At 71.7% G+C, this 23,269-nt stretch carries 17 protein-coding genes, 1 tRNA gene and 1 pseudogene; 6 read left to right on the top strand and 13 right to left on the bottom strand.

The genetic code is table 11. The features are described from left to right. Positions 1-202: 202 nt before the first annotated feature. The 4 genes from ABH937_RS34605 to ABH937_RS34590 all read left to right on the top strand — a co-directional run bounded on the left by ABH937_RS34605 (position 203) and on the right by ABH937_RS34590 (position 8,269). A complete protein-coding gene (locus tag ABH937_RS34605) occupies positions 203-604 on the top strand; it encodes a globin (protein ID WP_370220539.1) in 402 nt (133 codons plus the stop codon). A gap of 149 nt (positions 605-753) precedes the next feature. Beyond that, positions 754-4,251, top strand: a complete 3,498-nt coding sequence (locus tag ABH937_RS34600; protein WP_370220538.1) for an FtsX-like permease family protein — start codon at positions 754-756, stop codon at positions 4,249-4,251. Then, entirely contained in the window at positions 4,248-7,277 is a 3,030-nt protein-coding gene (locus ABH937_RS34595) for a hypothetical protein (protein WP_370220537.1), read from the top strand. Before ABH937_RS34600 ends, ABH937_RS34595 begins: the two co-directional genes overlap by 4 nt. After that, positions 7,274-8,269 carry an ABC transporter ATP-binding protein gene (locus ABH937_RS34590; RefSeq protein ID WP_370220536.1) on the top strand — a complete coding sequence of 332 codons (996 nt, stop codon included), beginning with the start codon at positions 7,274-7,276 and terminating at the stop codon, positions 8,267-8,269. Before ABH937_RS34595 ends, ABH937_RS34590 begins: the two co-directional genes overlap by 4 nt. Positions 8,270-8,317: 48 nt before the next feature. Here the strand turns inward: ABH937_RS34590 and ABH937_RS34585 are convergent, their stop codons facing one another. The 5 genes from ABH937_RS34585 to ABH937_RS34565 all read right to left on the bottom strand — a co-directional run bounded on the left by ABH937_RS34585 (position 8,318) and on the right by ABH937_RS34565 (position 14,516). Beyond that, positions 8,318-9,085, bottom strand: coding sequence for a hypothetical protein (locus ABH937_RS34585; protein ID WP_370220535.1), 768 nt, complete (start codon positions 9,083-9,085; stop codon positions 8,318-8,320). A 40-nt stretch (positions 9,086-9,125) separates the two neighbouring features. Further along, the gene (locus ABH937_RS34580) at positions 9,126-9,605 is read right to left on the bottom strand and encodes an acyl-CoA thioesterase (protein WP_370220534.1); all 480 of its coding nucleotides are present in this window, start codon (positions 9,603-9,605) and stop codon (positions 9,126-9,128) included. Positions 9,606-9,739: 134 nt separating this feature from the next. Beyond that, on the bottom strand, positions 9,740-11,404 hold the full coding sequence (ettA, locus tag ABH937_RS34575) for an energy-dependent translational throttle protein EttA (RefSeq protein WP_280688738.1): 1,665 nt from the start codon (positions 11,402-11,404) through the stop codon (positions 9,740-9,742). A gap of 335 nt (positions 11,405-11,739) precedes the next feature. After that, a complete protein-coding gene (locus ABH937_RS34570) occupies positions 11,740-12,930 on the bottom strand; it encodes a thioester domain-containing protein (RefSeq protein WP_280688737.1) in 1,191 nt (396 codons plus the stop codon). Between the two features lie 638 nt (positions 12,931-13,568). After that, a complete protein-coding gene (locus tag ABH937_RS34565) occupies positions 13,569-14,516 on the bottom strand; it encodes a single-stranded DNA-binding protein (protein ID WP_280688736.1) in 948 nt (315 codons plus the stop codon). A 436-nt stretch (positions 14,517-14,952) separates the two neighbouring features. Here ABH937_RS34565 and ABH937_RS34560 point away from each other — a divergent pair. Continuing rightward, a tRNA-Arg gene (locus ABH937_RS34560) sits at positions 14,953-15,028 on the top strand. Positions 15,029-15,121: 93 nt separating this feature from the next. On the opposite strand, the gene ABH937_RS34555 is transcribed toward ABH937_RS34560, so the two are convergent. The 4 genes and pseudogenes from ABH937_RS34555 to ABH937_RS34540 form a co-directional block, all read right to left on the bottom strand. After that, on the bottom strand, positions 15,122-16,288 hold the full coding sequence (locus ABH937_RS34555; RefSeq protein WP_370220533.1) for a site-specific integrase: 1,167 nt from the start codon (positions 16,286-16,288) through the stop codon (positions 15,122-15,124). Positions 16,289-16,308: 20 nt separating this feature from the next. After that, a complete protein-coding gene (locus ABH937_RS34550) occupies positions 16,309-16,692 on the bottom strand; it encodes a helix-turn-helix domain-containing protein (RefSeq protein ID WP_370220532.1) in 384 nt (127 codons plus the stop codon). A 211-nt stretch (positions 16,693-16,903) separates the two neighbouring features. After that, positions 16,904-17,086 (bottom strand): annotated as a pseudogene (locus tag ABH937_RS34545) (IS3 family transposase); the annotation flags it as partial. Between the two features lie 155 nt (positions 17,087-17,241). Further along, entirely contained in the window at positions 17,242-17,970 is a 729-nt protein-coding gene (locus tag ABH937_RS34540) for an aspartate/glutamate racemase family protein (RefSeq protein WP_280689035.1), read from the bottom strand. Positions 17,971-18,490: 520 nt separating this feature from the next. Between ABH937_RS34540 and ABH937_RS34535 the strand changes: the two genes are divergently transcribed. After that, positions 18,491-18,844: a hypothetical protein gene (locus ABH937_RS34535; protein WP_370220531.1), complete on the top strand. Its 354-nt coding sequence runs from the start codon at positions 18,491-18,493 to the stop codon at positions 18,842-18,844. Between the two features lie 390 nt (positions 18,845-19,234). Here ABH937_RS34535 and ABH937_RS34530 read toward each other — a convergent pair whose 3' ends face one another. From ABH937_RS34530 to ABH937_RS34515, 4 genes are read right to left on the bottom strand one after another with little or no spacing between them, the layout of a single operon-like run. Further along, complete coding sequence (locus ABH937_RS34530; protein ID WP_370220530.1) at positions 19,235-19,693, bottom strand: SRPBCC family protein; 459 nt, start codon at positions 19,691-19,693, stop codon at positions 19,235-19,237. Continuing rightward, a complete protein-coding gene (locus ABH937_RS34525; RefSeq protein ID WP_370220529.1) occupies positions 19,694-20,176 on the bottom strand; it encodes an SRPBCC family protein in 483 nt (160 codons plus the stop codon). It lies immediately after the preceding gene. Next, a complete protein-coding gene (locus tag ABH937_RS34520) occupies positions 20,173-20,493 on the bottom strand; it encodes a metalloregulator ArsR/SmtB family transcription factor (protein WP_280688731.1) in 321 nt (106 codons plus the stop codon). The genes ABH937_RS34525 and ABH937_RS34520 overlap by 4 nt, the downstream gene beginning before the upstream one ends. 10 nt (positions 20,494-20,503) lie before the next feature. After that, the gene (locus tag ABH937_RS34515; RefSeq protein ID WP_370220528.1) at positions 20,504-23,086 is read right to left on the bottom strand and encodes a SpoIIE family protein phosphatase; all 2,583 of its coding nucleotides are present in this window, start codon (positions 23,084-23,086) and stop codon (positions 20,504-20,506) included. Positions 23,087-23,269 lie beyond the last annotated feature (183 nt).

The following is a 23,269-nucleotide window of genomic DNA, read 5'->3' as shown; positions in this document are numbered from 1 at the left end:
GCACGACGAAGCCAGCAGCGAAGAAGACGAAGAAGTCCAACACCCCTCGCCCCCGCCGCACAGGTTAAAGATCAAGCTAGGGCCTGTCGTCAAACCCCCTTCTGCTCGGCGGCGCCCTGCGGGCGACGAAGGGGGTTCGACGACAGGCCCTAGGACGAAGGTCTGCTTCCCGGCCCCGGTGGCAGTCTGCGACCATGGTCAGGTGACTGAGATCGGGCGGGACGAGACTCGCGAGGAGAGCTTCTTCGAGGCGGTCGGCGGCGAGGCCGCCTTCCGCCGGCTGGTGCACCACTTCTACCAGGGGGTGGCCGGGGACGAGGTGCTGCGTCCGATGTACCCCGAGGCGGACCTGGCCGGCGCCGAGGAGCGCCTGGTGCTCTTCCTGATGCAGTACTGGGGTGGCCCGCGCACCTACAGCGAGCAGCGCGGCCACCCGCGGCTGCGGATGCGGCACGCCCCGTTCAAGGTCGACCAGGCCGCGCACGACGCCTGGTTGCGGCACATGCGGGCGGCGGTGGACGAACTCGATCTCCAGCCGGCCGCCGAGCAGCAGTTGTGGGACTACCTGACCTACGCGGCCGCCTCGATGGTCAACGCGCACTGACGTCCCATCGACGCCCACTGACAGCCCGCTGCCCTCTCGGGCAGACCTACCGGGATTCGGACGTTCGTTCCAGCAACACCCTTCCCATGGACTTCGTGGTCTGACAGCATCGCCCGGTATTCGGACGGTTCGGGGGAGGGTCGGCGTCCATGGGCTTTGTCCTACGCAGGCTGCGCAGCCGCTGGGCGCTGGCCACGGCCGCAGCGCTGACCGTGCTGCTGACCGCCACCGTGCTCTGCGCGCTGAACGCCTTCGAGGCCGGGATCGGGGACGCCGGGGTCCGCCGGGCGCTGAGCGTCCAGGATCAGAGCGCCACCACCGTCCAGGTCGGCTCCGACAGCATCGACGCGAGCAAGCGGACGGCTGCCGACCAGCAGGTCCGGGCGCTGGCGGGGCGGATCTTCGGCCCGCTGCCCAGCACCGTCCGCGAGGTGGCCCGCAGCCACGCCTACGCGCTGCCGGCCGGCGGCAGCACCACCGGCCCGGGCAGCACCAGCCCAGGCAGCACCGGCTCGGGCAGCACCTCGACCGGAGCCGACCCCGATCTGACGCTGCTCGCCACGCTGGACCCGACCGAGGTCACGGTCAGCGCGGGCCGCCTGCCGCAGCCCGTCGCCGACGCCGGCGCTCCGGTTCAGGTGGCCGTGCCCGACCTCGCGCTCAGCCGGCTCGGCCTGCGTCCGGCGAACCTGCCGGCCACGCTGCGGCTGGTCGACCGGTTCGACGGCTCCGCGCTGGACGTGCTGGTCACCGGCAGCTACCACGCCACCGACGCGACCACCCCGTACTGGCAGCTGGACCCGCTCGCCGGACGTGGCCTGAAGGTCAACGGCTTCACCACCTACGGCCCGCTGCTGGTCGCCGACTCCGCCTTCAGCAGCGGTCGGATCACCGAGCAGGGCGTCAACTGGCTGATCAGCGCCGACTTCTCACAGGCCCAGGCGAGCCAGCTGGACGCCCTGCGGGACCGGACGAGCAGTCAGCTGACTGACTTTCAGCAGCGCACCGGCCTCACCAGCAGCAGCGGGCTGCCGAACGCCCTGGACGCGCTGCACAACGACCTGCTGGTGGCCACCTCCACCCTGGTGATCGGCGCGCTGCAGCTGACCGTGCTGGCGATCGCCGCCCTGGTCCTGGTGACCCGGCTGCTGACCGAGCGGCAGGCCGCCGAGGACGCGCTGCTCACCGCGCGCGGCGCCGCCTGGCACCGGATCGCCCGGCTGACCGCGCTGGAGGCGGCCTTGCTCGCGCTGCCCGCCGCCGCGCTCGCCCCGCTGCTCACGCCGCCGCTGCTGCGCCTGCTCGGCCGCTACGGCGCGCTCGCCCGCACCGGCGTGCGGCCGAGCGGCGGGCTGTCACTCGACTCCTGGCTGATCGCGCTCGCGGTCGCCGGCGGCGCGGTGCTGGTGGTGCTGGTGCCCACCGCGCTGCGGGCGGCCGGCCCGGTGCTGCAGCGGCGGGCCGGGCGACGCCGGCAGCTCGTCTCGGGCCTGGCCAGGTCCGGTGTGGACCTCGCGCTGCTCGTGCTGGCCGTGCTCGCCTACCTGCAACTCGCGCACTACGGCTCGGCGGCCGGCACCGGCGTCTCGGCCACCGCCGCCGGCGCCGCGACCACCGGCGGCGGGGCGCTGTCGGCGGACGCCACCGGCCGGCTCGGCCTGGACCCGATCCTGGTCACCGCACCCACCCTGGCGCTGTGCGCCGGCACGGTGCTGGCGCTGCGGCTGCTGCCACTGGCCGCCCGGCTCGGCGAGCGCTGGGCGAGCCGGGGCCGCGGGCTGCCGGGCGCGCTGGCCGGCTGGCAGTTCGCCCGCCGGCCGCGGCGCAACGCCGGCCCGGTGCTGCTGCTGGTCTTCACGGTCTCGATGGGCCTGCTCGCGCTCGGCCAGGCCGCCTCGCTCACCGCCTCGCAGCGTGACCAGGCCGACTTCACCACCGTCGACGGCCTGAAGGTGACGGATCTCGCGGTACCGGCCGTCGGCCAGGGCGGGGTGCTCGCGGCGCTGCCCGGCGGCAGCCGGTTCCTGCCCGTCAACCGGCAGCCGCTGCCGCTGCAGAGCGGCCGGATCGGCCAGTTGCTGGCCGTCGACAGCAAGGACGCGGCCACCTCGGTCCGGCTGCGCCAGGACCTGACCGGCGGGCGGACGCCGGCCCAGCTGTTCGGCCCGCTGACCTCCGCCGACCCGAAGACCGGACCGGGCGCCAGTCCGAGCACCGGATCGGGCGCCGACCCGAGCAGCGGACAGAGCACCGGACCGGGCGCCGGGATCACGCTGCCGGGCGAGCCGACCCGGCTCGACCTCGACGTGTCGGTACGGACCGGCGACGCTCACTGGACCCCGCCGCCCGGCGCGCCGCCGGGCCTGTTCGTGCCGCCCGTCGACGCGACCACAGCCACCCCCACGCTGCGGCTGGAACTGCGCGACCGGTTCGGGGTCGCCTTCGAGGCGATCGTCCCCAACCTGCCCTACCAGGGCGACGGAACCGTCTCGGCCGACCTCGGCGCCCTCTTCGCCGCACCGGTGGGCCGCCCCGCCTACCCGCTCACGCTGACCGGCTTCCAGCTGACCAACAGCGTATCGACCGGCGCCGAACAGCAGTTGACGATCCATCAGCTCAGATCCGTGGACGCCCCCGGCGCGGCCGGCGTACCGGCGCCCCGCCTCGGCGGACTGCACTGGCGGGTGACGGACTACGACACCACCGCGGGCGCGCCGCCCGGCCAACCGACCCTGGCCCCGGACAACGGCCAGGACCTGCTCGGTCTGACGTACACCTCGAAGGGCGCCGGCGACACCCAGCAGGTCACCGTGGACGGGCCGGGCGGTTCGTTCCCCGGCACCATCGCCGCCGCCGCGACCAAGGACTTCATGGACGCCACCGGCGCCAAGCTCGGCCAGCACGTCCCGGTGCAGGCCGGCACCGCGAGCCTGGACGTCAGGATCACCGAGGTGGTCCCCGCGCTGCCCACCGTCGGCAGCGACAGCGGCGGCCCGACCACCGCGCTGATGGTCGACCTGGCCACCATGGACCGGGCGTTGGCCGGCGCCGGCGGCCAGCCGGTCGGCCCGAACGAGTGGTGGCTGCCGAGTACCGGCCCCGGCGACCCGGTGCCCGCCCAGGCCGCCGCCAAGCTGCGGGCCGGCACCGTCCCGGCGCAACTGGATCTGGACGATCAGCAGTTGGCCACGATGCGCGACGACCCGCTGAGCGCCGCCCCGCAGAGCGCGCTGCTGGCGCTGACCGTCGCCGCCGCCGTACTGGCCGCGATCGGGTTCGCGGCGGCCGCGGTGGGTGCCGCCGGCGAGCGGGCCGGCGAGTTCGCCGTGCTGCGCGCGCTCGGCGCCCGGCACCGGCAGTTGGCCAGAACCGCCGCCGCCGAGCAGGGGATCCTGATCGCGCTCGGGCTCGGGGTGGGCGCACTGCTCGGCACGGTGCTGGTCCACCTGGTGGTGCCGCACACGGTGCTCACCCCGGCCGCGCACCGCCCGATGCCGCCGGTGCTGGTGGTGCTGCCGCTCGGGCAGGCCTTGGTGCTGCTGGCGGCGGTCGCCGCGCTGCCCGTCCTGCTTACCGTCCAACGGGTGCTGCGGCCGGCCCGAGGCGCCGACACCGTCGCCTGCCTGCGCCTCTCGGAGGAGATGTGAGCGCCCGACCGCTGGCCCCTTGGGTGCGGACCCGGCTGCGGACCAGCCGCGCCGCCGCGCTGCTGCTGACCGTGCTGGTGCTCGGCAGCACCTTCCTGGCCGCGGCGCTCCCGCGCACGCTGGACCGGGACTCCGACCGTGCGGTCAGCAAGTTGCTGACCGACGCCGCGCCGACCGCCCGCAGCCTGACGGCCACGGTCGGCAGCGACCAGACCAGTGGCGGCCTCGGCAACCCGGGCGGCGTCTCCGGCTACACCCAACGCGTGCTGGACCTGGTCGCGCACGAGCTGCACGACGAGATCACCCAGCCGCTGGCCCCCTCCCCCGGCGAGCAGACCTACGGTGCGCGCACCACCGTCCCGCGCGACCTGACCGACCCCGGGTTGCCCAGCCCCGACGCCGTCCCGCCGTCGATGAACCTGGTCACCCCGCACGACCAGAGTGCCCATGTCCGGCTGCTGGCCGGCCGGCTGCCGGACACGGTCGACGCCGGAGCCGACGGCAACCTCCGCTTCGAGATCGCGCTGGCCAAGCCGACCGCCGACCTGCTGCACGTCGGTGTCGGCAGCGTCCTGGACACCGGTCGCACCACCAGTTTCACGGGGTCGCCGGTGATCAACGGCCCACGGTCGCAGCGCCAGGCCGTGGTGGTCGGCGTCTTCGAGGCGAACGATCCGAACGAGGCGTTCTGGTCCCCGCTGCCCTGCCTGACCGGTCCCTGCCTGGCCAGCACCCCGACCATGCCGCCCGCCCACTACTGGCAGGTCAACGCGCTGGTCGGCGCCGGCGCACTGCCACAACTGCCGGTCTGGGGCGGCCGGGCCGAGCTCTTCTGGCAACTGCCGATCGATCCGCGTCACCTGCACGGCTACCAGCTCGGCCAGGCGCAGCGCCTGGTCGGCTCGATGCTGGACGGCCCGCTGGTCACGCAACTGGACGCGGCCGCCGGCGTCCCCGGCCTGCGGCCGGAGTCCAGCCTGCCCACCCTGCTGGAGCAGGCCCAGCAGGAGCGCGCCGCAGCCGCCCCGCTCTACGCGATCGGCCCGCTCGGCGCGGCCGGGGTCGCGGTGGTGGTGCTGCTGCTGGCGGCCGGGCTCGCGGTGGACCGCCGGCAGGCCGAGTTGGCGCTGCTGCGTGCCCGGGGCGGCTCGCTGCCGGCGATCGGTGGGCGACTGCTCGCCGAGACGGCGGTGCCGGTGCTGCCCGCCACCCTGCTCGGCACCGCCCTGGCGCTGGTGCTGCTGCCCACGCCCCGCTGGACGGCCGCGGTGCTGCTCGGCGTGCTGACCGGCCTGGCCGGACTGCTGCCGTTCCCGGTACGGGCGGTGGCGCTGCTGCGGGCCACCGGGCCACGGGCCAAGGACCGTCGGACGCCCGCGCCGGCCAGGACCGGTCGGCGTTCCCGGTTCGCCCGGCCGCTTGGCGAACCGGGGCGACTGGTGGCGGAGTTGGCCGCGCTGGCGCTGGCCGCCGGCGCGGTGCTGGCGGTGCGACGGCGCGGGGTGGCCCCGCCCGGCAGCTCGCTCGACCTGCTGCTGAGCGCGGCGCCGGTGCTGCTGGCGGTCGCCGCGACGGTGCTGCTGGCCCGGCTCTTCCCGCTGCTTCTCGCGCCCGGGGCGCGGCTGGCGGCCCGGGGGCGCGGGGCCGTCGGCTTCCTCGGACTGGCCAGGGCCACCCGCGGTGGTGGCACGGGCGGCGGCCTCGGCGGCTCCCTCGGCGGCTCCGGAACACGGCAGCGGCAGGCCCCCACCGTGCTGCCGCTGATGGCGCTGCTACTCGCGGTCACCACCGCCGGCTTCGGGGTCACCGTGCTGGACTCCAGCTCCGCGGCGCGCCAGCTGGCGGTCCGTCAGCTGGTCGGGGGCGACGCCCGGGTGATGGCGAGCGATCTCGGCACCCTGCCGGCGGGCTTCCCGGCGGCCGCGGCCAAGCTGCCCGGGGTGCGGGCCGGCACCTCGGTGGTGGTCGACCAGACCGCCGCGCTCACCACCAGCAGCGGCGACGACATGGCGGGGGCGATGCTGGTCATGGTCGATCCGCAGGGGTACGCCGCGCTGTCGAGGCAGGTGGGCTACGGGCAGTTCGATCCGGCGGTGCTGGACGGGTCGTCAGGTGGGGCCTCGGGTGGGTCAGGCGCGTCGTCGGGCGGGTCAGGCGCGTCGTCGGGGGACTCGTCGGACGGCTCGGACGGCCTGGTCCCGGCGCTGATCAGCGACAACGTCGCGAGCGCGCTGCACGGTGGCAGCGGCGGCATCGAACTCCCGTCGCCGTACGGGGAACTGCGGATCAAGCCGGTCGGTGCCTTCCACCGCACCCCCGCGATGCCGGACCCCGCCGAGCGCGCGGTGATCGTCGTCTCCAGCGCGGCCGTCGTGCGTCAACTGCCCAGGTCGGCACCGCTGCTGGCGGCACCCACCGAGTGGTTCGGCAGCGGCGGCGGGATCAGCGGCGCCGCGCTGCGCGGGCTGCTGGCCGGCGAGCTGCCGGCGGCCGGGATCGACGCCGGCCAGGCGGGCCGGCTGAACCAGGCCAACCAGCTGTTCAGCGTCGCCACCGCGCAGGACTACGCCAACGGGCTGAGCGACAGCCCGTTGCAGCACGCGGCCGCGCGGCTCTTCTGGACAGCCGTGTTCGCCGCCGCCGGGTACAGCGCGCTCGCGCTGCTGCTCACCCTGCTCCGCGCGGCACCCGAACGGGCCGCGCTGCTCGCCCGGTTGCGCACCATGGGCCTGCGCCCGGGCCAGGGGCTGGCGCTGATCCTGATCGAATCGCTGCCGCAGACCCTGCTCGCCGCGATCGCCGGGGCCGCGGTGAGCTGGCTGACCGTGCCGCTGCTCGGCTCGGCGGTGAACCTGACGGCCATGGTCGGCACCAGCGTGCCCGGCGGCCTGCGGCCGGCACTGGCCCCGGTGGCCTGGCAGGCGCTGATCCTGGCAGCGCTGTCCTGCGCGGTGGTGGTCGCGGAGACGCTGCTCGCCGGGCGGCGGCAGATCAATACCGAGTTGAGAGCGGGTGACCAGCGGTGAGCGATGGGACGAAGCGGGTGGCCGGCGGTGCCGAAGCCGAGGTCAGCTTCGAGGAGTTGCAACGGCGGGTGCGGACCGCCAAGGCCGCCCCCGGCTACGGGCACGACTCCGTGATCGCCTGCGACCGGCTGGTGCGGATCTTCACCGCCGAACGGGTCGAGGTGCAGGCGTTGCAGGGCCTGGACCTGCTGGTGGGCAAGGGCGACCTGGTCGCGCTGGTCGGCGCCTCCGGCAGCGGCAAGTCCACCCTGCTCAACATCCTGGCCGGACTCGACGTCCCGTCGGCCGGTTCGGCCAGCGTGGCCGGCTGCGACCTGCTGAACATGACGGCCAAGGAGCGCCTGCGCTACCGCCGCGAGGTGGTCGGCTTCGTCTGGCAGCAGACCGCACGCAACCTGCTGCCGTTCCTGACCGCCGCCCAGAACGTCGCGCTGCCCATGCAGTTGAACGGCGAGCGCTGGAAGGCGGGCCTGGCCGGACGCCGCTCCGCCCGGGCGCGCGAACTGCTCGACGCGCTCGGCATCGGCCGGTTGGCCGACCGGCGACCCGCCCAGCTCTCCGGTGGCGAGCAGCAGCGGGTGGCCATCGCCGTCGCGATGGCCAACAACCCCTCGGTGGTACTCGCCGACGAGCCGACCGGCGAGCTGGACTCGGAGACCGCCGCCGGGATCTTCGAGGCGTTCCGCACGGTCAACCGCGAACTCGGCGCCACCGTGGTGATCGTGACGCACGACCCGATGGTGGCCGGCGAGGTCCGGCGCACCGTCGCGATCCGGGACGGGCGGACCAGCTCCGAGGTGCTGCGGCAGACGCTCACCGACGAGGAGGGACGCGAGACGGTCAGCGAGCGGGAGTACGTGATGCTGGACCGCACCGGGCGGGTCCAGCTGCCGCGCGAGTTCCTGGCCGCGCTGGGGATGGAGCACCGGGTCGCGGTCGACCTGGCCGCCGACCACATCGCGGTGCGGCCGGACGACCGGGAGGCCGGCTGAGCGGCCGGGCCCGTGCTGGGGTGCGTCAGGCGCGGCCGGTGTGGTGCGTCAGGCCAGCGGGGTGAGCCCCAGGCCCGCACCCGGGGCGGCGGCGGCCCGCAGGGCGACGGTGCCGTGCGGGGCGGTCAGCCGCAACCAGCCACCCGCGCGGTGCGCCGTCAGCGGTGCGCCCGGGTGCAGGAAGCCGATCCGGTAGGCGGCGTGGGCCGCGCGCAGCGGCAGCGCCGGGAGCGCGGTCAGCGGGCGGGCCCAGATCTCGTCGGCGATGCCGTCCAGCACCGCGCGGGTGCGGTGGTGCTCCGGCACCTGGGCCGTGCGCTCCTTGAACTCGCCGACCGCGGCCAGCAGTTGCGGGAGCACCTGGTCCGCGCCGACCGCGCCGAGCGGCCGCCAGCCGCCGCGCGGCGGCAGCAGACCCGCCCAGGCGGGCCCGGTCACCGGCGGCGGCACGGCGAGCGCGCCGTGCTCCTCGTCCACGCCGTCCAGCAGCTGACCCGCCGAGACCGTGAGGTCGACGGCCGGGCCGACGAACGGATCGGCGGACGGATCGGCGGACCGAACCAGACGTGCGGTGCGCAGCGCCAGGACCCCCGCGCTGCCGAGCGGCAACCGCCCGTACACGGCCAGCACACCGGCGCCCGAGCCCTCGCCCGTTCCCGTGCCCGCGCCCGCTCCCGTCTCGTCCGGGGTCGCCTGCAGCCGGACCGCCGCCGCGCGGTCGAACCGCAGCAGCCGGGCCAGGAACGCGCCGAGGTCGGCCGCCTCGCGGGGGTCGGCCAGCACGAACCGGGCGGTACTGATCACGGGTGCGCTCACACTTCGTTCGTCGTCGGGGTTCGTCGTTCGCTCGAGGTGGTCAGGCCGCCGCGGGCACCTTCTCGGCCCGCTTCGCCGTGCTCCGCTCGACGACGTCCGACTCGTCCATGAAGCGGCTGAGGAACTCCCGCTCCACCGGGCTGATCCGGCGCGGGCGGGCGTTCTTCAGGTCGTACGGGACCACGACCGTGGAGGCCCGGACGTACACCGTCTCGGTGCCGTCCTCCGCGATGTCCTTCACCTCGTAGCGGACGGTGAGCGAGGCCCCGCCGATCCGGGTCACCCAGGTCTCGATGGTCACCGGCGTCGGGCGGTGCACCAGCGGGAGCTTGTAGTCGATCTCGTGCCGCGCCACCACGGAGCCGCCCGCGAACTCGCCCGCCCCGGCCTCGGCGGCCTGGGTGAACATGAAGTCGATCCGGGCCTCCTCCAGGTAGCGCAGGAAGACCACGTTGTTGACATGGCCGAAGGCGTCCATGTCGGACCACCGCAGCGGGCAGGCGTAGATGTGGCGAGCCACGAACGTCTCTCCTTCTTCCACTCATTCGATCGGCCCGGCCGGATGCCGCAGGGGCACCCGGCCGGGCCGCTGGGCCGCCGGGCCCGGTCAGCCGTGGGCCGCGTGTTGACGGACCAGCGGGCGCTGACGGATCGTCAGCCGCGCGTCAGCTTCTTGTAGGTCGCGCGGTGCGGGCGGGCCGCATCGGCACCCAGGCGTTCGATCTTGTTCTTCTCGTAGGACTCGAAGTTGCCCTCGAACCAGAACCACTTGCTGTCACCCTCGTAGGCGAGGATGTGGGTGGCCACTCGGTCCAGGAACCAGCGGTCGTGGGAGATGACCACAGCGGCGCCCGGGAACTCCAGCAGCGCGTTCTCCAGCGAGGAGAGGGTCTCGACGTCGAGGTCGTTGGTGGGCTCGTCGAGGAGCAGCAGGTTGCCGCCCTGCTTGAGGGTGAGCGCCAGGTTCAGGCGGTTGCGCTCACCACCGGAGAGCACCCCGGCCGGCTTCTGCTGGTCCGGGCCCTTGAAGCCGAACGCCGAGACGTAGGCGCGGGACGGCATCTCGACCTGGCCGACGTTGATCCAGTCGAGACCGTCGGAGACGACCTCCCACAGGGTCTTCTTCGGGTCGATGTTGGCGCGGCTCTGGTCGACGTAGCTGATCTTGACGGTCTCGCCGACCTTGACGCTGCCGGAGTCCGGGTTCTCCAGGCCCTGCAGCATCTTGAAGAGCGTGGTCTTGCCGGCACCGTTGGGGCCGATCACGCCGACGATGCCGTTGCGCGGCAGGGTGAAGCTGAGGTCGTCGATCAGCACCTTCTCGCCGAAGGCCTTGTTGAGCTTGTCCACCTCGACCACGATGCTGCCCAGACGCGGGCCCGGCGGGATCTGGATCTCCTCGAAGTCCAGCTTCCGCATCTTGTCGGCCTCGGCCGCCATCTCCTCGTACCGGGCGAGGCGGGCCTTGGACTTGGCCTGGCGGCCCTTGGCGTTGGAGCGGACCCACTCCAGCTCTTCCTTGAGCCGCTTGGCGCGCTTGGCGTCCTTCTGGCCCTCGACCTTGAGACGCGACTGCTTGGTCTCCAGGTAGGTGGAGTAGTTGCCCTCGTACGGGTAGGCGCGGCCGCGGTCGAGCTCCAGGATCCACTGGGCGACGTGGTCGAGGAAGTACCGGTCGTGGGTGACCGCGACGACGGTGCCGGCGTACTTGGCCAGGTGCTGCTCCAGCCAGTTCACCGACTCGGCGTCCAGGTGGTTGGTGGGCTCGTCGAGGAGCAGCAGGTCGGGCGCCTCGAGCAGCAGCTTGCAGAGCGCGACGCGGCGGCGCTCACCACCGGAGAGGCTGGTGACCGGCCAGTCGCCGGGCGGGCAGCCCAGCGCGTCCATGGCCTGCTCCAGCTGCGCTTCGAGGTCCCAGGCGTTGGCGTGGTCGAGCTCCTCCTGGAGCTTGCCCATCTCGTCCAGCAGCGCGTCCGAGTAGTCGGTCGCCATCAGCTCGGCGATCTCGTTGAACCGGTCGAGCTTGCCCTTGACCTCCTTGACGCCGTCCTCGACGTTCTCCAGGACCGTCTTGGACTCGTCCAGCGGCGGCTCCTGCAGCAGCATGCCCACGCTGAATCCGGGCGACAGGAACGCGTCACCATTGGAGGGCTGCTCCAGGCCGGCCATCATCTTCAGCACGGTGGACTTGCCGGCGCCGTTGGGGCCGACGACGCCGATCTTCGCTCCGGGGAGGAAGCTGAGCGTCACGTCGTCAAGGATGACCTTGTCGCCGTGCGCCTTGCGCACCTTGCGCATGGTGTAGATGTATTCCGCCACGTGAGATCGCTCCGGCGTCGTCGAGGAGTGTTTCAGGCTGTCAGCGTTCCATTGTGCCGCACCCCGGCTCCCATCCCGAACCTGCGGGGGCCCGGGCAGGCCGGGGACGGGGCCGAGGACGAGGCCAAGGACAAGGCCGGGGACAAGGCCGGGGACGGGGACGAGGGCAGGGCCGGGGACGAGCGCAGCCGCACGGCGGGAGGGCGGGCGAACGCCAGTGGCCCGGCCCCGGGGTCGGGGCCAGGCCACTTCGTCTTCTTCTCACAGCCGCTCAACAGCCTTCTACAGCTGCGTCAGGCTTTCCTGGTCACCCGGTCGGGCCCCAGGCTGCCCGATCAGGCAGCGGTGCGGCTGTGGCGACCACGGCGACGCATCATGAACACCGAGCCACCACCGAGCAGCACCAGCGCACCGGCGATGCTCGCGATCAGCGGGGTCGAGCCGCCACCACCGGTGAACGCCAGGCTCTTGCCACCCGTGCTGCTCGGGCTGGCCGAGACACTCGGCACCACCGGGGCGGCGGAGCTGCTCGGCTTGGCACTCGGGGTCGCCGGGGCGGTGGGAGTGGCCGACGTGCTCGGGGACGAGGACGGGGTGGTCACGGTCCAGCCGGCCTTGGCGGCGGCGCTGACCGTGTCGGTCTGGCTGCCGGCGAGGATCAGGGTCTGGCTGTGGTGATCGGGGGTGTAGTTGAGGCTGCGGAACGCCCGACCGCTCTGCACCTGGGCCGAGGTGGAGGCGGTGATGGTCGCCGAACCGGCGGCCGCACCGGCCGGAGCCTTCACGAAGAGCTTGTCGCCGTTCTTCGCAGGCTTGGTCAGCTTGCCGGTCTTGTCCGACAGGACGTTGCCGGTGGCGTCCGTGATGACCACGCCGGCCGCGCTGGAGGCGGAGTCGAGCTGGGCGGCGACGGAGTCACCCGTGCTCGCGACCGTGATCGGCCCGAGCAGCGCACCGGGCGCACCGTTGACAGCCGCCGGGCTCAGGGTGAGCGACGGGGTCGGCTGCTGCACGTCGGTCGCGTGGCTGATGAGGTAGGTCGCCAGCGCCGCGGCCGTGGCGTCGGTCGGGACCGCCTTGAGGTGGTCCGAGTAGGTCCAGATGGCAGCCTGGGTGCCGGCCGCGGCCTGGTCCGCCGAGAGCGTCGCGCCGCCGACGTCCTTGCTCAGCGTGGCGAGGTCGCTCACCTGCGGGTAGGAGTTCTGCAGGATCCAGTTGACCTTGCCGGCGTCGGGGTTGGTCCCGAGCGAGATGCCGGACCAGTCGCTCTCCTGGTACTTGGCGCTCTGCTGCGTCTCGTTGTGGATGTCGATGCAGTAGGTGTCGAACTCGGTACCGTCGGCCGCCTTGAGGACGATCAGGCCACCGCCGGCGATCCAGTCGCTGTCGTTGATCTTGATGTGGCCGCCGGCCTTCAGGCCGTCCTGAAGCGTGGCGACGGCCCCCGAACCGCCGGTGCCGCCGTCCGCGACAGCCGCCCCCGCCAGTGCGAACCCGCCGCCGACCAGCATGCTCGACGCGAGCATGACAGAAGCGAAGCGGGAGATACCCCGCCGTTGCATGTGGTACATGAATGACCCCTCCGGGCAGGGCCGCGCCCATGACGGCCCGCCGCGCATTGCCGCGCTTGTGGCGCTGCCGCACTTGTCTGAACCAGACGCATCATATTGAGAACCGCAGGCGTGCAAACCACAGGACCTACAGAAGTCGCTTCTGTATCGGAATTGTTATCAAGCCGGTTGCCAACGCGTCATCCTGACGCGGTGCCAGCTATTTCGTCACTTTATCGACTCTCTGACCTGCCGCCGTCGGTCTCCCATTGCACAGTCGGTGACGAGAAGTGTCACCGAAGTGTCGGCGAAGAGTTGGCGAAGGCTCAACTAACGGTCAGCGGGCGAGACCCCTTTGCCCGACTCCACTACTCCCGATTCCCATACCCCGCAGGCCCTTTCCACGCCCACGCCTACGGCCACGCCTGTGTCCTGAGCAGGCCCGTACTGTCACGATGCCAACCCCCGACCGGCCCCCGACCAGCGCCCAGCCGGTGACCGCCAGCGACTGCCCCTTCGACCAGCTTCGACCATCTCCGGCCGCCGGGGCGCCCGACCCGACGCCAGGTCAGGCCACGCGCCCCGCTCCGCCCACGGCCGCGCGCCCAGCTCGGTCACACCGTCACCACCTCGCCCTCCGCCCCGACCGACGGAGCCTCCGCTCCGGCTGACGCTCCGCCTGCCGCGCACCCTCCCCTGGTCGACCGCGGCGCCACCGCACCCCGCGCTGCTCGGGGCGCCCGCGTGGCGCGCGCCGCCGGGGAGCCAGGCACCCCCTCTCCCCCGACGTCACCCGCCGCTGCACCCGCCTCGATCGCCATCGGCCGCCGAGGCGACCCGACCGCCACCTCGCGCACCCCGGGAGCCTCGCCGGCCACCGCAGCGGCCATCAACTCGCCAGCCCCAGCAGCGCCTCCGGCACCACCCGTGCCATCCGCCTCCGCCGCCCGCGTGGCGCGGTGCTCGCGGATCGCCTTCACGATCCACTCCGGCACCGCCTCTCCTGCCGACGTCACCTCCGAACGACCACGAACCGCCCAGCGGAACGCCGACGTACCCCGGCCGAGATCGTGCCCCACCGCCCGGGCGTCGATGTCCACAACGCTCCGCCGCTTGCCGTCGTCCTCCCATTCCCTGATCCGCAGCCGCCCGCACACCACCACCGGATCACCCTTGCTGAGCGAACTGACCACATTCGTCGCCAACCAGCGCCAGGCCGTCACGCTGACCCAGTTGGTCTCGCCGTCGACCCACTCACCGCGCGCCCGGTCGTAGCGCCGCTCGGTGGCCGCGAGCCGGAAGTTGGCCGTCGGCACCCCGGCGGCCGTCTGCCCGTAGTTCACCGCCGAGGCGACATTTCCGATCATCGTCACCAGAGTCTCGTTCACGACACACCCTCCGCATTTCTCGTATTTCTCCCGTACCGGAGAATCGGTCGGCTGATGACGATGATGTCCCGTTTCATGGACATCGGCCCACGGTGGGATATTTCTGTGGATAACCAGCCCCTGTGGATAACTTTGCCAGGGTTTGGCCATCCCATATTCACGGCCGATAGTCATTACATTCTGCGTGCATGACAAGAGGGCGGCTCACCTGCGCCCCATGCCCCCTGAACGAGTGGCAGCAGGGACGCTCTGTCCACGTCATCCGACCGGACGAACCGAAATCCCACCCCCGCCCCACCCTTCCTGAACCGTCACGTTCCCGGCACACCCCGCTACCAGCACGGCAGGTCCATAACGGGTGAGGAGACATCGCCGTAACGACTGCACAACGTCCGACGGGAACCCACCCCGCAATGCTGCACCCCGCCCCGCTACCTGCGATTATCAGACCGCTCTCGCAAGGCCGACACAACCCACCCCCTCGGTGGAAAGCCAAGCAAGGCAGCCTTACCCCCTTATCCTGTCCCCGACAGGGCAGGGCGCCACCAACCCCACCCAGGGATTAGGCACCGAACGCCCACCAGCCCCACCCCGGGCCAACGCCCGCCCCGCCCCCGTAGCTCAGCGGATAGAGCAGGTGCCTTCTAAGCACTTGGCCGCAGGTTCGAGTCCTGCCGGGGGCACCACCGCGCCCCGCCGATCCGAGCCGGATCGGCGGGGCGTTTTCGCAGGTCAGAGCACGACCGTGCGGCAACCTTGTCTGCGGTGACCACGGACTTCTAATCGAACTCTTGTCCGACTGGTTGCGGCTGGCGGCCGCGGTTTCCGGCTGTCCACGGCACATTCGCGGACGCGCGGCGGCAACGATCCGCCGTGGCCCGGGCCAGTCGGGGGCCGCCCGGCGCCCCGTTCGGGCCTGCGGCCTCCCAGCGGAGGTTGGCCTCGATCCGGCGCCGGTACTCCGCCTGCTGCCCGTCGATGCACAGGGCGTAGTTCCGGAGCAGAACCTCGACGCTGTTCCCTGCCCAGACGGCCACCTCGGCCGGTGGGATCCCGGCGTTCAGCCATTCCGTCAGCCGGGTGTGCCTGAGGTCGTACACCCGCTTCCCCATCGGAGAGGCCGCCTCCTCGGCGGTCAGGAGCTGGTCCCGGGCCCGGTGCCAAGCACGCCGACATACGGACCCGGCCAGCACTCCGCCTCCCTCCCCTTGGAAGAGCAGGTCACCGGTCTTCAGCTTCTCGTCCTCGATGTGCTGGAGCAGGATGCCACCGAGCAGGGGCGAGCACGGCACCGGCCGCACCTGCCCCTCCTCGCGCCCTTTCAGGTGCCGGCGGTCGTGCCGCGTCCCGGAGTCGGTCCAGCGGCGGCCCACTTCCGGCGTAGCCACGTGCACCAACAGTTCGCCCCACGCTCCTTCTTGCAGAGCCAGGTCACTCACCCGCAGGGCCACAGCCTCTTCCGGCCGCGTCCCGGCGTAGCGCACCGTCGCGAAGAACGGGTGGAGCCGGCTGCCACCGCGCGGACGATTGCGGATCCAGGCGAACAACTGGGCGGTCTTCTCCGGCCCGATCAGCGATCGCTTGTCGACCGCATCGCTGGTCTTCACGGCCTTGGCCCGCGGTTCGCTCGACTGCTGCATCGGATTGGCCGTCAGCACCTTGGAGCGGACCGTGTAGTCCAGCGCGTTCGTCAGGATCCGACGACTCCGACTCCGGGACGACGCGGCGGCCCGCTTCCCGTCGAGCTTGGTGGTGATCGCGGTGATCACCAGGGCAAAGCGGGCGCTGCCCTCGATGTCGCCGGCCGGGCCACTGTGCCGCTGAATCCAGCGCAGGATCCGCTTGTTCTCTTGCGATGCCTGGTCCCGGTGTTCCTTGTTGAACGCCCACTCAAGGACGAAGGTGGCAGTCGAACCGGTCCGGAAGATCCCCGGACAGGCCGTCACGGCCCAGCGTGTTCCCCAGGTCAAAGCCGATGGTTGCTCACCGTTCGTCCGGGCTCCCCGCTGCTCGATGATCCGGGGCGGACGAAACCCGTCAAGCCCGCACCGCTCGCCACCGCTTCCGATTCGCCCCGCGCGCGGGCCCGCTGGCGCTCGGCGGTCAGCTCCCGGCAGTCGGGGCAGTGCCCGCGTCCACCGGAGGCGGCGAACGCCGCTGCCCACGGACGACGTCCGACCGCCTGACCGCGCCCGTAGGACGGTGCGGCGTTGAGACGGCCCACTGCCCGCACGTCACGCTTGTTCTCGCCCCAGTCCGCCAGGCGCCGCGAGATCGTGGCGGTCGAAACCCCCATCAGGGCCGCGATGGCCTTGATGCTCTGGCCGTCGCGGTACAAGCCCACCACCATGGTGCGGTCGAGTTCTGTACGAGGGGCCACAGGTACGGGCTCGTTCGGCGGTGGCGAGTTCGACCTGCGAGAGGGTGCGCCAGCGCCGCCGGGGCTTGATCAGCTCGGTCTTGAGCAGCCCGATCGTAGATTCCATGAGGGCGTTGTCGTAGGGGTCCGGGGCGCGCTCGGCGACCGGGTCGGCGATGGTGCTGATGACCTTCTTACCTCGCACGGCGCTGGTGATGCCGAGTTCGCGCATCAGTCGCTCGACGGTACATCGGGCCACCGCGTGGCCTTGCCGACCCAGCTCGCGCCAGATCTTCCGAGCCCCGTAGACACGGTAGTTGGCGTGGTAGACCTTCTGGATGAGCTCCTTGAGTTCCTCGTCGCCACAACTAGTACGGCCGGGCACGGGATGTGAGGCTGCTGTCGCAGAGCGGGCAGGTAAACGGATTTCTGATCCCCAGTCTCGATGGAGCGGGCCGCGACCCAGCAGGGGCCCTTCTAAGCACGTGGCCGCAGGTTCGAGTCCTGCCGAACGATCGAGCCTGCGGGACTAGACGGCTGTCAGCGGGATACGGACGCGGTTGGTGCGTCGTTCTCGGTGCCGGACAGTGCCGCGTCCACAGCGGCCGCGGCGTGGAGTCGTGCGGTGGGGAAGACCGGGACGGGACTGTCCTCGGAACCGATGAGAAGCTCGATTTCGGTGCAGCCCAAAATGATGCCTTCCGCACCGCCTGCGACCAGGTCCGTGATGACCTTCTGGTAAGCGGCGCGTGACTCGTCCCGCACGATGCCCAGGCAGAGTTCCTCGTAGATCACGTGGTGAACGGTCGTGCGCCCGTCAGCGTCCGGGATTCGCACATCGAGTCCGCCGGCTTCGAGACGGCCTCGGTAGAAATCCTGCTCCATTGTGAACGCGGTGCCCAGCAGGCCGACTCGGTGCAGGCCTGACGCCCGTACGGCCTCTGCGGTGGCGTCGGCCAGGTGCAGCAGGGGGATGGAGACCGCCGCCTCGACACGGTCGGCGACCTTGTGCATGGTGTTGGTGCAGATCAGCACCATGTCTGCGCCGGCTGCCTCGAGAGCCTGAGCAGCCGCAGCCAGGATCTCGCCGGCCTCCGTCCAGCGGCCCTGGACCTGCAACTGCTCGATCTCCGCGAAGTCCACCGAGTAGAGCACGCACCGCGCCGAGTGGAGTCCGCCGAGGCGGTCGCGCGTGAACTCGTTCAACAACCGGTAGTACTCCGCTGTCGACTCCCAGCTCATCCCACCGATCAGCCCGATCGTCTTCATCGCCACGCCCCTCACGTCGACTCCGAGCGGCATCGGGTTCGCCACCGGAGGCCTCCATATGAGGAATCAAGCATGGCAGACCCCGATATATAGCCTCGCTTGGAGTCAGTGAGCGCACTCGACCGGCTCGCACAGGTCACGGGCATCCGCTCAAGCGGCAGTGGGCCACTCGTCACTCTCGCTGACCATGACGGTCAGCACTGCGTGATCCGGCTGGATTCTCGCTCTTCTGGCGCATCCACCCCGTAGCCGCCCCAGGGGTGGGTGGCGGGGCGACCAGCACCGTCAGGGCGCTGGGTCTCCGTCAGAGTGTCAGGTCCATCATGCCTTGTCACAGGCTCCCGGGGTAGGACGGAGAGCACGCCCGGGTTCCCTTGCCCGCATGTGTCGTTCGCCCGCAGACTCGACGGCATCCACTCCCACGGCCGCGTGTCGGCGCCTGTCCCCAGGTGCCGGTGCGTACGTCGTGCTGCCCCGCCGTCGACGGTGGGCGGGAGTGCCGGGTTGAAGGGGGAACGCGATGGATCAGGATGCGGTACTGCGGGCGAGGGCGCTGCTGCTCAGCTCGAACCGGCGGGTATTGCGAGGGCCAGAGGCACTGTGGGTCTACCGGGTACTGACGCAGGTCGGGCCCGAGGTATACGGGTCGAAGCTCGCGTATGTGCTGGTCGAGGCCAGCCGGTCAGCCAGGGTGAGCGAGCTGCCGCAGGTCAGGCTGGCGCTGCTGGACGAGGCGGTCGAGGTCGCACAAGCGCTGGACGGAGCGAACCCGTTCCGCGCGAAAGTGCTGGCCAACGCAGTGGACGCCCGTCGGCAGGAGCTGACCGATTCCGTCGGCGGGGCCACTACTCAGGCCAAGGAACCTCACGGCTGACCGGTGGTCCTGCTCTCGTCGGTCCTGGCGATCACGTAGTGCGCTCGGGCTGAGTGGCAGGCCTGGCGGTGCGTAGCCCTGCGACCCGCCGGCCGCGCGACTCGGGGGTGGACGATGCCGGACCTACTGCCGCAGCACGACGGCCTGACGGACCACCAACCGCCCGCAACGACCAGCCATGTTCTGCGGCTCCTGCCGGGGGCACCGCCGCGCCCCGCCGATCCGAACCGGATCGGATCGGCGGGGCGTTTTCGCAGGTCAGAAGCCAGCCAGCGGGGCCGCTCACGCCCGGGTGCGGCGGCCGGGGCCTGGATACGACCTTGCGGGGGCGAGTCAGGACGGCTCAGGGCGGTGCCGCGGTGCCGTCAGTGGTCTCGCGAGCTGCGGTCGTCAGATCGACGTGTCGCCCTGGCCACGTTCCAGGCGCTGCTTCAGGGTCGCCAGGTTGGTCGGCATCTCCTTGCGGGCCTCACGGCGTACGACGAGCGGGACGAGGAGCTTGCCGATCCCGTGGCCTTCGAAGTCCACGGCGATGGTCAGGCGGGATCGGTCGGCGGTCAGGGGCTTGACGGTGACGTCGACGATGGCGCGGACGGGCCCGTCGATGCCCCGAACGCCCCATGTCTCGGGTGGGTTGACGTGGACGACTTCGGAGGTGCTCGGACGGTTGGCGCCGCCGATACGCCGGGTGGTCCGGCACCGGGCCCCTACGGCGGGGGTACCCGGCTGGTCGATGTGGCCGTCGATGACGCCCGCCTGCCACTCGTGGAAGCGGGTCGGGTCGATGGCGTAGGCGAACACGTCTTCCGCCGGCCGGTCCACATCAGTGCTGACGGTGATCGGTGACATTCAGCTGCCCTCCGTGAACAGGGCCGCGTAGCGCGTCAGATACAGCGGCCATCCTGCGTCGTGGGCGACGCCGTCGCTGACGGCCTGCCAGCCGGGGCCGTGCCGATCGATGTGGCGGTGCTCCAGCTCCACCCGGGTGCGGTGCGGGGTCTCGGCGACGAACGTGACCTCGACTTCGCTGGTGTGGTCCGGGTCGGTCTCGATCTGCCACTGCGGGCTGATGTCCCAACTGAACACGACCCGATCCGGCGGTTCGAAGGCCAGGACACGAGCCCAGCGGCACTCGCTGCCGTCGACGCCCCGGTCGTAGATGTGGCCGCCGACCTTCGGTTCGAACACCGTCTCGGCGATCGCGACGCCGAGCAGGTTGTGCTCCGGCGGTTTGAAGTCGCCGAACCGCTCGGTGAACACGGAAAAGGCCCGCTCGATCGGCGCCTCTACGACGATCTCCCTGCGAACCACGGCAGCCGCTGCCTGAGTCATGGCTTCTCCTCGGTCTGGTCCACGACGTCCTGATAGCCGTCCAACGCGCGGTTCCAGAACGTCTCGAGCTGATCACGCAGCGCGGCCACGCCCGCCGGATTCAGCCGATAGACCCGGCGGGTGCCGACCGCACGGTCGGTCACCAACCCTGCGTCCTTGAGCACCTTCAGGTGCTGGGATACCGCCGGCCGACTGATCGGCAACTGGTCGGCCAGCTCACCGACGGCGTGCGGTCGCTGCGCCAAACACTCGACTATGGAACGCCTGGTGGGATCCCCCAAGGCGTCAAAGCCATCGCCAGCTCGGTAAGTACCCACGAACAGTAAGCTACAACTTACGGATACTCGGGTCAAGGCCTGGCGCTGTGCGGGAGGGCCGCTCCGGGGCGCCGGGGCTCTCCGGGAGCGGCAGTTCGGCCCAGATGGTCTTGCCGCGGGCGTGGTAGCGGGCGCCCCAGAGCTGGGTGAACTGGGCGATCATGTACAGCCCGCGCCCTCCCTCGTCGGTCTCCAGTGCGCGCCGGATGTGCGGGGAGGTACTGCTGCCGTCGGTGACCTCGCAGACAAGGGTGCGGTCGCGGATCAGTGTCAGCCGGATCGGCGGCTTGCCGTAGCGGATGGCGTTGGTGACCAGTTCGCTGACCACCAGTTCCGTGGTGAACGCGAGGTCCACCCGATCCGCCAGGTCCCACTCGGCCAGCTGTCGAGCTGTCAGCGTACGTGCCTCACGCACGATCTCGGGCTCGGACGCCAGCTCCCAGGTGACGTGGCGGTCGGCGTCCAGTCCGTGGACCCGCGCCACGAGCAGCGCCACATCGTCCTGCGGGTGGATCGGCAGCATCTGGCGGATCACGGCCTCGCAGACGTCGTCGAGCGCAAGCCCGGAGACAGGCTGGCCGGAGACAGGCTGGCCGGAGAGGGGCTGGTCGGAGAGCGGCTGGCCGGACAGCACCTCGCGGAGCCGTTCCGCCCTGCTGGCGGTGCCCTGCTCCGGCGACTTCAGCAGAGCACCGGTGTACAGCACGAGCAGGTCCCCGTCGGCCAGGGTCAGCTCACCGCTCTCGAACGGCGCTCCGCTGCCTCCGAGAGCAGGACCGCCCGGCAGCTCGAGGAACTCCACCCTCCCGTCCGCCGACACGCGCGCGGGCGACGGATGACCGGCCCGGGCCATGGTGCAGCGCCGTGAGATGGGATCGAAGACCGCGTACAAGCAGGTCGTTCCGGCCGCCCCGCCGGTGAGCCCTTCGCCGCTCTCGTCGACATCGTCGCTCTCGTCGCTCTCGTCCTGGAACCGGTTGACCTGGTCGTCCAGGTGGGTGAGCACCTCCTCGGGCGGCAGGTCGAGGTCCGCGAGCGTGCGCATCGCGGTGCGCAGCCGGCCCATGGTCACTGCCGAGTGCAGGCCGTGCCCGCCGACGTCTCCCACCGCCAACGCCACCCGCGCGCCCGACAGCGGGATCACGTCGAACCAGGCGCCTCCCAGCTCCAGGTGGCCGCCGGCCGGCAGGTAGCGCGACGCCGCCTCCACGGCACCGAGCGTGGGCAGTCGCCGTGGCAGCAGGCTGCGTTGCAGTGCCAGCGCGGTCGTTCGCTCCCGGGTGTACCGGCGCGCATTGTCGATGCACACGGCGGCACGTGCGACGAACTCCTGGGCCAGCAGCACGTCGTCCGCCTCGAACTGGTGCGCACGCTGGAAGCGTACGAAGACCACCGTGCCAAGTGCCGCGCCCCGTGCGGCCATCGGCACCAGCAGCCAGGAGTGGACTCCGAGTTCACCGACCAGCGCGGCCCGACGGGGATCGAACGCGGTCAGCTCGGCGAGCACCTCCGGACCCGTCAGAAGCACGGGTTCACCGCTCGCCATGGCCCGGGTGAACAGGGAGCTCGGCCCGGAGGTGAAGGGGTCGACATCTCCGGTCGCGACCGCCACCTGCCCCGGGCCCCCGAGGACGGACGAACTCGCCGCACGGCGCAGCGGCACGGCGTCCGCGATCGGACCGGCCGTCGGCTCCTCGCCGCCGAACACCGGGTCCAGCAGGTTGACATAGGCGTGGTCGGCGAACGCCGGGACGGCCAGATCGGTCAACTCCTGCGCGGTGTCCAGGACATCGAGGCTGCCGCCGATCTTCGAACTCGCGTCGTTGACCAAGGCCAACCGCTCCTGGGCCCGCACTCGCTCGGTCACGTCGAACACCGCGTGGACGATTCCGATCACCTCCCCCGAGCGGTTTCGCAGCGGCAGGATGGTCTCCGACCAGGTACGGTCCCGGTCGGGGTCGGCGGGAACGCGGCCACGCACCTCGGTGGCGACCATGGCCACACCGGTGGCCAGCACCTGCCGCTGCCGGGCCTCGAAAGCCGTCAGGTCCAACAACCCGGCGGGGGCGATCTCCCGCATGGTGCGCCCGAAGGAGTCCTGGTCCGGAAAGCCCGCCCCCTGACGGGCTCTGCGGTTCTGCGCGACGAAGCGCAGCCGGGTGTCGAAGACGTCGACGATGAACGGGGACTCGTTGAAGAGGCTCCCCAGGATCGCGCGGCCGAGGTTACGCCGGCGAAAGTCATCGGTGCTCTCGGCGTGGACCAGCCAACACGGCTGACCGGAAGCGCCGGTCAGGGGATGGGCCCAGATGGCCACCCGCAGCCGCCCACCGTGCCGGTGCCGCAGGACCACCTGTCCGAGGAAGGCCGTGTCCTGCGCCCGGAAGCGCCCCGTGAGGTTGGCGACCTCGGCGTGGCTGTCCAGCAGTTCGGTGGCGGACCGTCCCTGGACCTCGTCCACGGTGTATCCGAGCAGGCGCTCGGCGCCCGGGCTCCAGCTCATCAGCACGCCGCGCGCGTCCACCACCGCGTATGACTCGTCCCCCGGCTCGGGGAGCTCACCGAAGGTGTCGTGGAACACCGCCTCGCGCATGTGTCACACCCACCTCGCGACTCGCGGGCACTCGACCGCGCCACCCGCAATCGACGCCTGCGGCGGCCTGGGGGTCCTCTCCTTGGCTGATCCACCAACCCAGGAAAGCCTATCGCCGGCTCGCACCGCCCGCCGGTCAGCGCACGGCGGTGACCGGCATGGCGAGGGGCCATGGCGTTTCGT

This window comes from Kitasatospora sp. GAS1066B, assembly GCF_041262605.1.
Classification (GTDB): domain Bacteria; phylum Actinomycetota; class Actinomycetes; order Streptomycetales; family Streptomycetaceae; genus Kitasatospora.
This window is presented reverse-complemented; position numbering and strand designations above follow the sequence as displayed.